Below are 15,049 nucleotides of genomic sequence, written 5' to 3'. Positions count from 1 at the left end.
ATCAGAAATAAATGGGTAGCATCAGTGGACACCGCCCATCGCCATGGGAAACATGCGTTGCGCCCGGGCCAGCCAGTGTTGGGTCTGGGGTGCGTTGGGCTGCTCGCGCCAGACCCGCCAGGCAGCCTCACGGGCAAGTGTCAACCAGTCGGCATCGCGGATGAGATCACCCACCCGAAACACCGGCAAACCCGATTGACGCAAACCCAGCATTTCGCCGGGCCCGCGCCAGGCGAGGTCTTTTTCGGCAATGGCGAAACCATCCGGCGTCTGGGCAAAAAAGTTCAGCCGTTCCAGAGCTTCCGGCGAGATGCCATCCGGCGCCATCAGAACGCAGTACGATTTGGCCGCACCACGCCCGACCCGCCCCCGCAGTTGATGAAGCTGCGCCAGTCCAAACCGTTCCGGGTGTTCGATGACCATGACTGAGGCGTTCGGTACATCAATGCCGACTTCGACGACCGTCGTCGTGACGAGAACGTGAATTTCACCTGCGACAAACTTCTGCATCACGGCATCTTTTTCTTCGGACTTCATCCGCCCGTGAAGCAGTCCGACAACCAACGTCGGAAAGACCTCCTGTTGGAGCTGGGCAGCGGCGGCAGTGGCTGCCGCGACATCGAGTTTTTCCGATTCTTCGACCAGCGGATAGACAATATACGCCTGTCGTCCGGCAGCGCATTCCTGGCGGATGAAGTCATACACGCGGTCGCGCCGCTCGTTGGTGCGCACGGCCGTGACCACCGGTTTTCGTCCGGGCGGAAGTTCATCAATGACAGACACATCGAGGTCGCCATAGAGCGCCATGGCCAGGCTGCGCGGAATGGGCGTGGCGGTCATCACCAGTACATCCGGGGAGACGCCCCGGGCCAGCAACTGTTCGCGCTGAAGCACGCCAAAGCGGTGCTGTTCGTCAATGATGACCAGTCCCAGGCGTGCAAATGCAGTGTCATTCTGGATCAGCGCCTGTGTGCCAATGACAATGTCCACTTCATGGTTGGCCAACGCCTGTCGGATGGCTTTCTTTTCGCTTGGCTTGAGGCGTCCGGTAAGGGCGGCAAGGCGGTAGGGTGTGCCTGAAAGCCAGCGCGTCATGGAACGCCAGTGTTGCTCAACCAGAATTTCAGTCGGCGCCATGAGCGCCACCTGCCAGCCGTTTTCCACGGCCACAATCATCGCCTGCAGGGCCACGACGGTTTTGCCCGACCCGACATCCCCCTGCAACAGCCGCGACATCGGACGTGTTCCGGTCAGGTCACTGACAATTTCCCGAATGACGCGCTTCTGGGCGTTGGTCAGACGAAAGGGCAGGGTTTGGCGTGCGCGTTCCCGGATAGCATCGGTCACACGCATCCCGGCCTTTTCTCCGGCCTGCTCGCGTTGGCGGCGACGATTGGCCAGCGCCAGGGTCAGCAGGAAAAATTCTTCAAGGGCCAGGCGGGCATGCGCCAGCGAACGACGCGCTTGGATCGACTCCAGATGCTCTGTCGCTTTCGGGAAATGCACTTCCCACAGGGCTGCCAGTTTGGTCGGCAGGGGCGGCAACTCCCTGCTGCCATGACGCAATTCATCCGGTAAGCCCTCATCCGGTATGTCGTGCAAAGCCTGGAGCAGGCGAAAGATGAGCGATCGGAGCGCACGGGTGCGAAAGGTTCCCAGTTTTCGGTAAACAGGCACGCACCGGCCGACGTGAATTGTCTCCGGCACGTCGTCGTCGGTTTCGTCGTTGAGCACTTCGTAGTCAGGGTTTTCCACCTGGTAGCACCGCGCCCGGCTTGAGAATTCCCATTCGCCGTAAAGCACCACCCGCCGGCCCGGCTGGAAAACCTGCCGCAGATAGGGTTGATTCCACCAGCAGGCGCGAATGCGCCCGGTGCTGTCCCACCCGATGACCTCGAACAGGGTGAGTTGCTTACCCTGTCTGGTCCGAATCGGGTAACTTGACGCCAGGCTGACTTCGACGAGAACCGAAGCGGATTGGCCCGGCCGCAGATCGCAGATTTGTGGCAGGTGCGAGCGGTCTTCGTAGCGAAACGGCAGGTACAGCAGCAGGTCTTCCACTGTGACTTCGGCCGGCGACACCTTGCCAATGGCGCTTCCCAACTCGGCCGCCAGTTTTCCGGCCGTCGTGACGCCAATGCCACGCAGATAGGCTGGAAGTTCCAGCAGTGCCGTGGTCAACGACAGGTGAGCCGACATACAAACCTCCACAACCGGTTGTGGATTTTTTGACTGGTTTGATAGTATGTCACAAGATGTAGTAGCTCAAGCCGGCTGCCCACGTTCTTTCCACCCGACACATTTTTACGGAGCATAGACTGCCATGCTGCTCGACAAAAGTTCCTGTGACGCCCTGGTTTGCGCCCAGTCAATGGACAGGCTGCCGCTGGAAGCCGTGCTCGGTCCCGGCGGACTGTTGGCCACCACGCAGCCCGGCTTTGAGTTTCGCCCCGGCCAGTTGGAGATGGCGCGTGCCGTTCTGGATGCCCTGCAGCGTGGCGGACACCTGTGTGTTGAGGCCGGCACGGGCACCGGCAAGACGCTGGGCTATCTCGTCCCGGCCATCCTGTGCGATGAGGTCGTCATCGTCTCGACGGCGACGAAAAACCTTCAGGAGCAAATCCTGCATCACGACATCCCGCGCCTGGAACGGGCGCTGGGGCGTCAACTGCGGGTCGTACTGCTCAAGGGAAGAAACAACTACCTGTGCCTGTATCGGCTCGCGCGTTTCGAGGAACAAGGACGCCTGCCCGGACTTGATGATGTGCGCCATCTGGAGGTCATCCGCCAGTGGTCTCACACGACGACCACTGGCGACCGCGCCGAGTTGTCCAGCCTGCCGGAACACCTGCCCATCTGGGCCGAACTTGATGCACGGACGGAACGTTGCCTGGGGCAGGGGTGTCCCCACTACGCCGAATGTTTCATCACCCGCGCCCGCCAACAGGCCCGCGAAGCCGACATTGTCATCGTCAACCACCATCTGTTTTTTGCCGACCTGGCCGCGCGGCGCAGCGATTACGGGGCCTTTCTGCCGGACTACACCCGGGTCATCTTTGACGAAGCCCACGAAATCGAGGATACCGCCGCCAGCTACTTCAGCCTTCAGATCAGCAACGAGCAGTTTGCCGAACTGCTGCGCGACATTGCGCAAACCTTCATCCCCGATGCCGAGCGGGCCCGTGCGGTGCGTCAGGCCTACCAGGCAGTTGTGGAGCGCGCCGCCCATTTCTGGAAGTTTGCCCAGGAGGTCTGCCGCCCGGCATCCCGGGCAGGCAACAGAAACAGGGCCGGCAGCGGAAGTGATGCACGCGGAATGCTGCAAGCTTCGGATTTGGCCACAGAAGCTTCCGGCTACACGGCGCTGGCCGCGGCGCTCGATCAGCTCGCCGAAGCCCTCGGGCAGGCTGCCTACCAGAAGGTGGATAACTTCGGGATCAATACGGACCCGGCCCTGCTGCGCCTGGAGCCGCGCGCGCGTCAGTTGTGCGAGCGGCTGCTCCGTATCGTTCAAGCCCAGGACGCCAACTACGTGTACTGGTGGGAACGCCCTTCACCCCGCCGGTTTTCCCTGCAAGCCACACCGATTGACATTGCGGCGCTGCTGCGCGAGCAACTGTTTCACCAGGTGGAAAGCGTCGTGCTGACGTCGGCCACACTGACGGCCGACGGCTCTTTTGCATTCATCCGCTCACGGCTTGGACTCGACGAAAGCGACGAACTGCTCATTGACTCGCCGTTTGACTACGAGCAGCAGGCCCGGCTTTATCTGCCACCTGACATGCCTGACCCGAATCACCCTGACTTCACCGAAGCCGCTGTGAACGAAATCATCGCCCTGCTTGACATCACCCAGGGACGCGCGTTTGTCCTGTGCACGAGCCTGCGGCACATGCGGCAGCTTTACGAGCGGGTCAGAGAAAAGGTGCCATTTCCCTGCCTGATACAGGGCGATCAACCCCGATCAAGCCTCATCAAAACGTTTCAGGCCGAACCCGGCGCGGTGCTCTTTGGCGCTGCCAGTTTTTGGCAGGGCGTGGATGTGGTGGGGCCAGCGCTCTCCTGTGTGATTGTGGATCGCCTGCCCTTCCCCGTTCCGTCCGACCCGCTGGTGGCCGCCCGGTGTCAGCGCATCGAGAACCAGAGCGGGGAAAGCGGCGGGAATGCCTTTCAGTCCTACAGCCTCCCCCAGGCCATCCTGGCGCTGAAACAGGGGTTTGGACGCCTGATCCGCAGCCGTACCGACCGGGGCATTCTCTGCCTGCTCGACCCACGGATACGCACCAAACGCTATGGACCAGCGGTGTTGCGCAGCCTGCCTCCCGATCTTCCGCAAACCGAGGATCGGGATGCGCTTCGGGAGTGGTTCTGCAACGGCTAGCAGCAGTGTGGCGGCTTTTGTCCAGCAGGCTACGACTGCATCAACAGACGTTTGTTGAGGTAGGTCTGGCGGTAGTCTTCCCCAAACATCTGGATGGTTTTGCACATCTCGTACAGACGGGAGCGCAGCCGGACGCCGATGCGCTCTTCAAGCGTTTCGTCGTAGCGGTCGCTTGGCTGGTCCAGGTAGTTGGAGGTGATGATCGTCGTTTTCTGCTCGTTGTAGCGCGTATTGAGAATGTGCGTGATGGTGTCGCGCACCCACTCCGTGGCCTTGCCGGCCCCCAGTTCATCCAGAATGAGCACGTCCACGTCATAGACCGGACGCAGCACCGATAATTCCGTCGTCTGGGTCAGCGGGTTGTAGGTTTCCTGGACAGCTTTGAGCAGGTCGCGGAAGTCGTAAAACAGGCACGGCACGCGCTTGAGGCGCATCAGGGCATTGGCCGTGGCCACGGCCAGATGCGTTTTGCCAACACCACAGGGACCGAGAAAGAGCAGACCCAGCCCACGTTCGACCGGGTAATCCTTGACATAGCGCCGGCAGGCAAGCACAGCCGTCACGAGTGACTTCTGGCGCTCGTCATCGGGATTGACCCGGAAGTTGTCAAAGCTGCTTTCGCGGTAGCGCGCCGGAATCCGCGCCCGCTCCAGAAGGCTTTCAGACCCGCCGCGACAGCGGAAACACCGGCGCGAGCGGCGCTTTATCGGGTCATACTCAAACCCGGTCCCCTGGCAGACCGGACAGAGGTCTGCCGCTGGGTCAATTGCTGACGATGAGCGGGGAAACCAATCAGGAAGCGACATCGTCGCAGCAGGCAGCGCCCCACCGAATCAACGGGCAGTGAATCAATGGGACGCAAAATCAAGGGTGAACCAGGCTTGTTTGCTCCCGGTTAGTTTTCACGGGCGCCGGGAAAAATCAAGCCGGGTTTCAACGATGAACCGTTACCCGTTGCCCCACTTGAGTTTATCGCGCAGGAGCTGGAAGTAGTCCTTGCCTTCCGGCTCGATGAGCGTCAGCACCGAGGCGCTCTTGCGAATCACCACGCGGTCTTCCGGTTCGACGGCGCATCCGGTCTGCCCATCAAAGGTCAGGAAGACATCCTCGACGTTGAAGAGGCCGCGTTCGGTCGTCAGACGCAACTCGATTTCACTCGTATCCGGCACCACCAGCGGCCGGTTGGTCAGTGTGTGCGGACAGATCGGCGTCAGGACAATAGCCTGCATCGCCGGGTGAACAATCGGCCCCCCGGCCGACAGGGAATAGGCCGTCGAGCCGGTTGGGGTGGCGATGATGAGACCATCAGCGTGGAAAATGGAGACGAACTGCCCCCCGATCCGGCACTCAATCGGCACGAGCCGGGCCAGCATGCTCTTTGTGATGACACAGTCATTGACGGCCTGCGCCGTCAGGCGCGGCACACCCAGACGTTCAACTGTAGCTTCCAGCTTCATGCGGACATCCGTGCGGAAGGTGCCCGCAAAAACACGTTCCAGGGCCGTATAGACCGTCTCCGGGGTGTATTCGGTCAGGTAGCCCAGGTAGCCGTAGTTGACGCCCAGTACCGGAACATCCCGCGATCCCAGCAAGCGTGCGGCGTAAATCATCGTCCCATCCCCGCCGATGACAATGACCAGATTGGACTGCGCCGCCAGGGTTTCTGAAGACACGACGGTGACAGTCGGTGGAAGCAGGTGCGCCGCCGACGGCTCGCCAAGGACCCGGCACCCACGCGCGCCAAGCCACGCCGCCAGGTTTGCCAGGTATGCCGTAATGTCCTTCAGATGCGGCTTGACCACCAAGCCGACGGTTTCCAATGAAGCCATGTCTTGCTCTTTATATCAGCCACGTGACGGCATCCCAGGAGCAAGTCACGCCTGAATGCAGGTCGGTCAGTTTGAGGGGGACGGCGTAGGTGCCGGGTTTTCAGCCGGGGTGGCGAGTATGTCGGACAGGTCGGTGACCGACTCTGGGGTCGCCGTCGAGTTCGATGGAGGCAGAGCGGCTTGTGTGGCGCTGGGTGGTACGAGAGGAAGTGTGATGGAGAAAGCCGTCCCGACTCCAACCTGACTGCGGACAGCCACGTTGCCTCCGTGTGCCGCCGCAATGCGTTTGACAATGGCTAGCCCCAGGCCCGTTCCAAGGTCCTTGTTGCGACTTGCGGCCTGGTAGTAAGGGTCAAAGACGTAAGGCAAATCCTCAGCCGGGATACCTTCGCCGGAATCCACGACACTGAAGACCACGTAAGGAACACCGGCATCCACCTGGGTGCCTTCCATCAGTCGCGCTTCAAGCCAGATTTGACCGCCATCGGGAGTGAACTTGACAGCATTGGACATCAGGTTCGACAGCGCCCGGTGCAGTTTGCCGGCATCGCCAATAATCGTCGGCAGGTGATCCTCACAACCGTAACTGAACTTGATGGACTTACGCCGGGTGGCGGGCTCGAATTCCTCGCCCACCTGCTCGATGATCTTCGCCACTTCGAGCCGTTCCAGCACCAGCATCATCTTGCCGGCTTCGAGTTTTGAGAAATCCAGGAGTTCCGACACCAAGGAGATGAGCTTTGTGGCAATGGTGCGGGCACCCGTGACGAGAGGCAGGATGTCAGACTTCTTGGGGCGCGGCTCGTCCAACTGCTGCTCGATGAGTTCCATCGTGGAGATAATCGTCCCCAACGGCGACCGGATGTCGTGCACGATGGCATTGGTAAACTCTGCCCGCAGGCGCTCCAGTTCGCGCAGCTTTTCGTTGGCATCCCGCAGGGCCTGCGCCTGGGAGCGCACCTGAACGTAGCGCCCGGCCCGTTTCAGTGCGGCTGAGAGCTGTTCCAGGGCACGCCGTAAAATCCCGGTTTCCTCGCCATTCGAGGTGTTTTGCAGGGCGTCGATGGCCGCATTGAGCGAGGTCATCATTTCCTGCCACTTGGCCTGTTCGGCAAGGTCGGCCGCATCTGAAAAATTGGGCAGAGGTTGTTCACCTGTCGGACGGATGCAGTATTCAATGCCATCAGCTACCGCGGCCAGATTGGCAACCAGCCGCTGACGTTCGACCGCCCAGCGTTGTCGTTCCAGCATGCGGCGCAACTTGAGAATGAGTTCCTGGTGGCGGAACGGGACGGCCAAAACCTCGTCCACGCCAGCGTGCAGCGCCGAGGGCACGTCGTCATCGCGTGTTGCTGCCGGGCTGAGCAGGATGATGGGCAGGTTGCGGAGCGCGACTTGCCCCCGCACCCACCGGGCCAGCTCAAGACAGCCTGGCTGGCGCAAAGCGACATCCATAATGAGCGCATCGAAAGGCCCGGCCTCCAGCCGCTGTTGCGCGGCCTCTCCGGTATCCACCAGGTCAACTTCATAACCATTACTGGTCAGCAGCGCGCCGGCCATCGCACCGAGCAGATTGTCGTCTGATGCAATCAGAATTCGTTCGGGCATAGCATTGGAGGGCAGGCGCTTCACCCGGCGCCCAAGGACTTCCACCCCCGATGGAAGGGTTGCGAGTGTCATCCCTGAATGATCCACGCTAATGGGCGATACCTACGATGACTGCTTTTGACCTGTGTCCGTTCAGGACAAGCTAGGAACCGATTGCCTCCGATGTCAAGTCACCCTACAGCAGCCTCAGTGGAGCAGCCCGGACTTGCAATTCGTCGCGGCTTCGGCCAATTTTTGCCTCACCTTCACCTTGCGCCTGGTTATCGTCAACCAGCCAGGTTATAAAAATCTTGTGGCGGCGTAGCTCAGCTGGTTAGAGCGACGGATTCATAACCCGTAGGTCTCCGGTTCGATCCCGGACGCCGCTACCACTTCACCAGCCCTGCTGACCCGCCAGCCTACCGTCACGGTAGGCTTTCTCATTTTCCGGCCATATTTTCAGATAGCCTCCATCCAGACAGAGGTTGCAGGTTTGTACCTCACGCCCATCAGGCACCGGTTGGTGTACAACCCGCATTGAAAGCGATGACGACCAACGCGCATACTCCATTCTGTGCGTTAGCTAACTTTCATGGCAAGGAGTCTTTCTGTGACCGACGAGCAATTTCGTATCGAACGCGACAGTATGGGGGAGGTGCGCGTCCCGGCCACTGCCCGGTATGGGGCCCAAACCCAGCGCGCCGTGGAAAACTTTCCCATCAGCGACCTTCGTTTCCCACGGCGTTTCATTGAAGCCCTCGCCCTTGTGAAATGGGCGGCCGCCACGGTCAATCAGGAACTGGGGTTGCTGGCACCCAATCTGGCGGAAGCCATTGCCCAAGCCGCCCTAGAAGTCGCCACCGGACAACACGACGCGCACTTTCCCCTGGACATCTTTCAAACCGGTTCGGGGACGAGCACGAACATGAACGCCAATGAGGTCATTGCCTCGCTGGCCAGCGAACGTCTCGGCGTGCGCGTCCATCCCAATGACCACGTCAACATGGGGCAAAGCAGCAACGATGCCATTCCAACGGCCATCCACGTCAGCGCCTGTCTGGCTACGACGCACGACCTGCTGCCCGCCCTGCGCCACCTGCACAGCACCATCCAGACCAAGGCCGCCAGTGTCGCCCATGTGGTCAAAACCGGGCGTACCCATCTGATGGATGCCATGCCGATCACCCTCGCCCAGGAACTCACCGGCTGGGCCTGGCAAATCGCCCACGGCATCGAGCGGATTGAAAGCGCCCTGCCACGCCTCACCAAGCTTGCCCAGGGCGGTACAGCGGTCGGCACCGGCATCAATGCCCATCCCGAATTTGCCGCCCGCTTTGCGGCCCGGCTGGCCGAACGGACCGGACTGCCTTTCCAACCCAACGACAGCTTCTTTGAATCGCTCAGCTCCCAGGATGCCATTGTCGAACTCAGCGGGCAGGTCAAAACCGTGGCCGTAAGCCTGATGAAAATCGCCAACGATCTGCGCTGGATGAACAGTGGCCCGCAGGCGGGACTCGCCGAAATCCGGCTTCAGGACCTTCAACCCGGCTCCAGCATCATGCCCGGCAAGGTCAACCCGGTCATCCCGGAAGCCATGGCTATGGTTTGCGCCCAGGTCATCGGTAACGACACGACCATCACCATTGCCGGGCAGTCCGGCAACTTCCAGCTCAACGTCATGCTGCCGGTCATTGCCTACAACATCCTGCAAAGCCTGACCACGATGGCCAATGCGGTGCGGCTGCTGGCGGACAAGGCCATTGCCAACTTCACCGTCAACGAAGAGCGCCTCAGCGCCCAGGTCGGCCGCAACCCGATTCTGGTCACAGCCCTCAACCCGGTGATTGGCTACGAACTCGGTGCCAAGATTGCCAAACGCGCCTACGCCGAAGACCGTACGGTCAAGGAAGTCGCTCTGGAGATGACCAGTCTTTCGGCCGAAGAACTCGACCGCCTGCTCGATCCCCGCGCCCTGACCGAAGGCGGCATCCGACAATCGTGACCACTTTTTCGGGAATACACGTTCGGCAATACCCGGCCGGCCCGGCTGCCGGGCCGGCCAAAAACATCCAGCGTTTATGCCGCCGGATACCAACCGGCCCGCACGTTGCGGACGCACCGGTGACAAATGGTAGGAAAGTCCGGGTCTTCGCCGACAGTCGTTTCATAGTGCCAGCACCGTTCGCATTTGCGGCCCCGCGCCCGCTCCACCTGTACCACCAGGTCTTTGTTTCCGGCAGATTCGAGCGTCACCTGCGAGACAATGAACAGGTAAGACAGCGCCTCCGCGCCGTAGTCAGCCAGCGTTGCTGCAAGCGGCCCTCCGGCCCGCAGCCACACCTGGGCTTCGAGCGACGAGCCGATGTATCCGGCCGCCCGCTGCTTTTCGAGTTCCTTGAGCACGGCCGAACGCACTTCCAGCAACGTCTCCCAACGCGCCTGTAACGCCGCATCAGCCCGCGCTGGCTCGTAGGCCGGAAACTCAGCCAGATGCACCGAACCAGCCGGCTGGCGCGTCAGCTTCTCCCAGGCTTCGTCGGCCGTAAATGCCAGAATGGGTGCCAACAGGCGAATCATGGCGCTGGCAATGTCATAGAGCGCCGTCTGGGCAGCCCGCCGCTCGTAGGACTTCGGCGCGTAGGTGTAGAGCCGGTCCTTGAGGACATCGAAGTAGATGCTCGAAAGCTGTGTCGTACTGAAGTTGAGTAGCGCCGTGTAGGCCGACTGAAAGGAATACTGCTCGTAGGCTGTCCGTACGCGGCGGACGAGTTCATTCGTTTCTACGAGCGCCCACCGGTCAATCTCGAACAGTTCGTCAAACGGCACGGCATCCTGTGCCGGGTCAAAGTCCGAAAGGTTGTTGACGAGATAGCACAGCGTATTGCGCAGCTTGCGGTAGGCATCCCCGATGCGCGCCAGGATTTCTTCGGAAATGGGCACGTCGTCGGTGTAGTCCACGCTCGCTGTCCAGAGGCGCAGCAGGTCAGCCCCGCCGGTTTCAATCAATGCCTGTGGCTCGATGACATTCCCCAGGCTTTTCGACATTTTCTCGCGGTCTTTGTCGAGGACATACCCGTGGGTGATGACCGTCCGGTAGGGCGCATGGCCGCGCAGTCCCAGACTGACGACAAGCGATGAGTTGAACCACCCGCGATACTGGTCAGAACCTTCGATATAGACATCCGAGGCCGGTTCATCCGGCGTTGCCAGTCCGGCGCGCTCCATCGTCTGCCAGCTCACGCCCGAATCGAGCCACACATCCAGAATGTCCATTTCCTTCTCGAAATCCTTTGCACCACAGCTTTCACAGGCAAAGTCAGGCGGGAGGAAATCGCTCACCGGACGGACGTACCAGGCATCTGCCCCTTCGCGGTCAAAGACTTCTGCGACCTGTTCCATGAAGTCAGCGCTGGCGTGAACCGTTCCGCAGGCCGTACAGCGCACGGCCGCAATAGGCACGCCCCAGGCGCGTTGGCGGGAAATGCACCAGTCGCCCCGGTTGATGAACATATTGCGCATGCGCTCCTCGCCCCAGGCCGGCAACCACCTGACGCGCCCGATTTCGGCAATGGCGCGTTGGCGCAGGTCGGCGGCGTCCATGGAGATGAACCACTGCGGCGTGGCGCGAAAAATGGTTGGAGTCTTCGTGCGCCAGCAGTGCGGATAGCTGTGGGGATAATCCTCGGCAAAGACGAGCATGCCGCGCGCCCGCAACAGCTCGATGATGGACGGATTGGCGGCAAAGACCTGCTGGCCGGCAAAGTAGACCACGTCGTCGGTGTACACCCCACGCTGGTCCACCGGACAGTACGGCTCCAGTCCATACCGCTTGCCAATGAGAAAATCTTCCATCCCGTGTCCGGGCGCAGTGTGAACGGCACCCGTACCGGCATCGAGCGTGACGTGTTCGCCAACCATGAGCCTGGATTCACGGTCGAGCCACGGATGCCGGGCCACTTTGCCGTCCAGCGCCGTTCCCTTGAAGGTGGCCAGCGTCTGCCACGTTGACCACCCGAACTTCTGCGCCAGTTCGGGCAGGAGCTTTTCTGCGACGATGTACACCGGGCCGACCGCCCCGTGTCCATTGGCCGGCGAAGCCGCGACGGCAACGTAGTCGAAGTCGGGCCCGAAGCTGATGCCCAGATTGGCCGGCAGTGTCCAGGGCGTGGTCGTCCAGATGATGATAGCCACCTGCCGGCCGGCCAGCGCCGGCGACAGGGTCGCCGGGTCCGTCACCAGCGGAAAGGCAACATACACCGAGGGATCAACCACTTCCCGGTATTCCAGTTCGGCTTCGGCCAGCGCCGACTGCGCGCCGATAGACCAGTGCACCGGACGCAACCCGCGATAGACGCTGCCCTGCCGCACAAAGGCCGCCAGCGTCCGCAAAATGTCCGCTTCGTAGTCGTAGCTCATCGTGCGGTAGGCGTGCTCCCAGTCACCGAGTACCCCCAGACGCTGAAAGTCGCGGTTCATCTGCACGATATGGCGTTCCGCAAAGGCCCGCGCCTCCCGACGGATGATGAGAGGCGTCAGGGGCACCTGCCTGGCGGCCAGCTTGCCTTCGAGTTCCTTGACGACCTTGGTTTCAATCGGCAGCCCGTGGCAGTCGTAGCCGGGAATATACGCCACATCAAAACCCAGCATGCTGCGTGACTTCACGATGAAGTCCTTGAGAATCTTGTTGAAGGCCGTTCCCATGTGAATCCGTCCGTTGGCATAGGGCGGGCCGTCGTGCAGGCGAAACTTCGGACGGCAGGCACGCGCTTTGCGCAGCGCACCATAAATATCGGCAGCCAGCCAGCGTTGGAGGCGCTGTGGCTCAGCTTGTGCCAGGTTGCCCTTCATGGGCAGGTCTTTGGAAGGCAGGTTGACGGTTTTCTTGAGGTCAAAGGTCATCGTGTCGGTCTGGGAATTCGGTTGGCAGGAATGTTTGCGTGTTGCCCATTATGCGGAACGGTCAAGAGTGGAGCAATCCGGGCAGGCAAACACACGTTGACATCCCGGCGCGGATTCCCCTATCCTTGGCGTCTTGTGCCTTTGACACGGGGGCCGTTAGCTCAGTCGGTAGAGCAACTGGCTTTTAACCAGTGGGTCGCAGGTTCGAGTCCTGCACGGCTCATTTCCCAAACGGGCGGTCATTCAGGCTGCCCGTTTGGCCTTTTTAGCCAAGCTTCAGTCGTGGTCACGCAGTTCGCCGCCGTGCCCCAGCACCTCGTCGGCAGGCACTTCGGAGAGCGGACGCAGGGCAAAAGTGGTTGTCGGGTCATCCGCTTCGGCGGCCAGCAACACCAGTCCGCCCTGGGGCAGGGGCCAGACGAGATCAATATCCGGGGCATCCACATCTGCCGGATCGCCATACCGCTGCACGAAGGCGTCAATGATACGGTTTTCATCATCGGCCAGCGCCGGATCGGTCAGCCCGGACAACTGAAAGATAACCCCGTGAATGGTCGCCTGCCCCGGCAGTGCCATGACTGTCACCCGGCACTGGGCTGTGCCTTTGCCCAGGCGTACCGGCTGGATGACCGTGAAGACTTCCTGCCCACCCTGTCCCTGCCAGCGCCGCTCAATGTGCGCTCCGGCCAGCAACCGCTCGGCATCCTGCCGGGTCAGGGAAGGCTGGCCGGCCCGCTCCCGCGAGCCGTCAAACTGCGGCAGGAAACGCTCGATGAGATCGAAAAACTCCGGCGTCGGTGGGGATTGAAGCGTACGGCAGCCGGCGGGAGGCCCGGCCAGGATGCCGGTCAGTCCCACTGCCAACAACCACCATGCCAGCCGCCGACCGGCCAGAGTCACCCGTTTGATCATGGGCAGGTGAAATGAAAACGTTGGGTTCACAGGTCAACCGTTGTACGCCGAATTGTGCCACAGCGCAATGCTTACTGCTGCGGAGGCGCTGCCGGCGTTGAGGACGGCCAGGTATTCTTGAAACCCGTGGCGGTTTCCTGACGTTTCGTATGGGCGATTCCACCGGCGGCAACTTTCCTGCTGAGGTTTCCTATGTCCACCGGCGCTATGCCCTTTCGCGAGGCCATTCGGCTGGCCGTTGACGCACTGCGCGCCCACAAACTGCGCACTTTTCTGACCCTGCTGGGGGTTATCTTCGGCGTGATGACCGTGGTTGCCGTGGCGGCGGTCATCGAGGGACTGAACGTCTATGTCGGAAAGACGATGGAGGAGGAGTTCGGGGCCAACACCATCATTCTCGACCGCTACGGCATTGTCACAAGCCTTGACGAATGGCTCCAGGTGCAGAAAAACAAAATCATCACTCTGGAGGATTACCGTGACCTGCGCGCCCGCGCCAGCCTGGCCCGGGAAATGGGCATCCGGCTCGACGCCTCCCTTCCCTACCTGCGGCAGGGCGGCAGCGAACTGACAAACGTTTCGGTCATTGGTTATTCGCCCAGCATCCCGGCGATGGGTGCCGGGAACATCAACGTCGAGGAGGGGCGGTTTATCACCGAAAGCGACGACGAAAACCGCGCCAACGTGGTGTTCGTGGGCTACAAGGTGCGCGAGAAGCTCTTTGGCGGAGCCAACCCCGTGGGACGCGAACTGCGCATCCAGGGCGAGCCTTTCCGAATCATCGGCGTTTCCAAAGAGCTTGGCTCGTTTCTGGGCAATGAACGCGACAACTTTGTGGTCATCCCGCCGTCCGTGCATCTGCGGATGTTCGGGCCCCGGCAATCCCTGGCCATCGTGCTCCAGCCCCGGCCCGGCGTTACGCTCGAAGCCCTGGAAGACCAGGTTCGCGGCATCATGCGGGCGCGTCACCACCTGCGCCCCGACCAGAAAGACGACTTTGCCTTCCTTGGCGCTGATGCCATCAAGGACCTGTGGCGCAGCCTGACCGGACTCATTGCTGCCGTGGCACTCGGTGTCGTTTCCATTTCACTGGTTGTAGGCGGCATTGTCATCATGAATACGATGATGGTGGCTGTCACCGAACGCACCCGTGAAATCGGCATCCGCAAAAGCCTGGGTGCACGCCGACGCGACATCCTGTGGCAGTTTCTGGTGGAGTCTTCCCTGCTTTCCGGCATCGGTGGCGTTCTGGGCCTGGTAGCTGCGTGGGCGGGACTTATCATCGCGGCGCAGTTTGGGTTGCCGTTCTCGATGCCGGTCTGGGCCGTCATCCTTGCGCTGGTGGTTTCAATAGGCGTTGGGCTGATCTTCGGCATCTACCCGGCTCACCGCGCCGCCAATCTCGACCCCATCGTGGCCCTGCGTGCCGAGTAATCCATCC

At 61.2% G+C, this 15,049-nt stretch carries 9 protein-coding genes and 2 tRNA genes; 5 read left to right on the top strand and 6 right to left on the bottom strand.

The features are described from left to right. Positions 1 to 21: 21 nt before the first annotated feature. Positions 22 to 2,199, bottom strand: coding sequence for an ATP-dependent DNA helicase RecG (gene recG, locus J8C01_RS01685; protein WP_211432173.1), 2,178 nt, complete (start codon positions 2,197 to 2,199; stop codon positions 22 to 24). A gap of 124 nt (positions 2,200 to 2,323) precedes the next feature. Between recG and J8C01_RS01680 the strand changes: the two genes are divergently transcribed. After that, positions 2,324 to 4,381, top strand: a complete 2,058-nt coding sequence (locus J8C01_RS01680; RefSeq protein WP_211432172.1) for an ATP-dependent DNA helicase — start codon at positions 2,324 to 2,326, stop codon at positions 4,379 to 4,381. A gap of 29 nt (positions 4,382 to 4,410) precedes the next feature. Here the strand turns inward: J8C01_RS01680 and J8C01_RS01675 are convergent, their stop codons facing one another. From J8C01_RS01675 to J8C01_RS01665, 3 genes are all read right to left on the bottom strand, one after another. Next, positions 4,411 to 5,187: an ATP-binding protein gene (locus J8C01_RS01675; protein WP_211432171.1), complete on the bottom strand. Its 777-nt coding sequence runs from the start codon at positions 5,185 to 5,187 to the stop codon at positions 4,411 to 4,413. A gap of 141 nt (positions 5,188 to 5,328) precedes the next feature. Further along, positions 5,329 to 6,210 carry an NAD(+)/NADH kinase gene (locus J8C01_RS01670; protein WP_211432170.1) on the bottom strand — a complete coding sequence of 294 codons (882 nt, stop codon included), beginning with the start codon at positions 6,208 to 6,210 and terminating at the stop codon, positions 5,329 to 5,331. Positions 6,211 to 6,276: 66 nt separating this feature from the next. Next, the gene (locus J8C01_RS01665) at positions 6,277 to 7,890 is read right to left on the bottom strand and encodes an ATP-binding response regulator (RefSeq protein WP_211432169.1); all 1,614 of its coding nucleotides are present in this window, start codon (positions 7,888 to 7,890) and stop codon (positions 6,277 to 6,279) included. A gap of 222 nt (positions 7,891 to 8,112) precedes the next feature. Between J8C01_RS01665 and J8C01_RS01660 the strand changes: the two genes are divergently transcribed. After that, positions 8,113 to 8,189: transfer RNA gene (locus J8C01_RS01660), tRNA-Met, on the top strand. A gap of 218 nt (positions 8,190 to 8,407) precedes the next feature. Beyond that, positions 8,408 to 9,799 carry a class II fumarate hydratase gene (locus J8C01_RS01655; protein ID WP_211432168.1) on the top strand — a complete coding sequence of 464 codons (1,392 nt, stop codon included), beginning with the start codon at positions 8,408 to 8,410 and terminating at the stop codon, positions 9,797 to 9,799. 74 nt (positions 9,800 to 9,873) lie between these two features. Here the strand turns inward: J8C01_RS01655 and ileS are convergent, their stop codons facing one another. Then, positions 9,874 to 12,696, bottom strand: coding sequence for an isoleucine--tRNA ligase (gene ileS, locus J8C01_RS01650; protein ID WP_014098840.1), 2,823 nt, complete (start codon positions 12,694 to 12,696; stop codon positions 9,874 to 9,876). A 150-nt stretch (positions 12,697 to 12,846) separates the two neighbouring features. On the opposite strand from ileS, the gene J8C01_RS01645 reads away from it, so the two are divergent. Next, positions 12,847 to 12,919, top strand: a tRNA-Lys gene (locus tag J8C01_RS01645). 53 nt (positions 12,920 to 12,972) lie between these two features. Here J8C01_RS01645 and J8C01_RS01640 read toward each other — a convergent pair. Further along, on the bottom strand, positions 12,973 to 13,608 hold the full coding sequence (locus tag J8C01_RS01640) for a hypothetical protein (protein ID WP_211432167.1): 636 nt from the start codon (positions 13,606 to 13,608) through the stop codon (positions 12,973 to 12,975). 192 nt (positions 13,609 to 13,800) lie between these two features. On the opposite strand from J8C01_RS01640, the gene J8C01_RS01635 reads away from it, so the two are divergent. Further along, positions 13,801 to 15,042 (top strand): ABC transporter permease, encoded by a 1,242-nt coding sequence (locus J8C01_RS01635; protein WP_211432166.1) that lies wholly within the window; start codon positions 13,801 to 13,803, stop codon positions 15,040 to 15,042. Positions 15,043 to 15,049 lie beyond the last annotated feature (7 nt).

The organism is Chloracidobacterium sp. D (assembly GCF_018304685.1).
GTDB classification, from domain to species: Bacteria; Acidobacteriota; Blastocatellia; order Chloracidobacteriales; family Chloracidobacteriaceae; genus Chloracidobacterium; species Chloracidobacterium thermophilum.
Note: the sequence above shows the minus strand (reverse complement) of the source record. Positions and strands in the feature narration are given on the sequence as shown.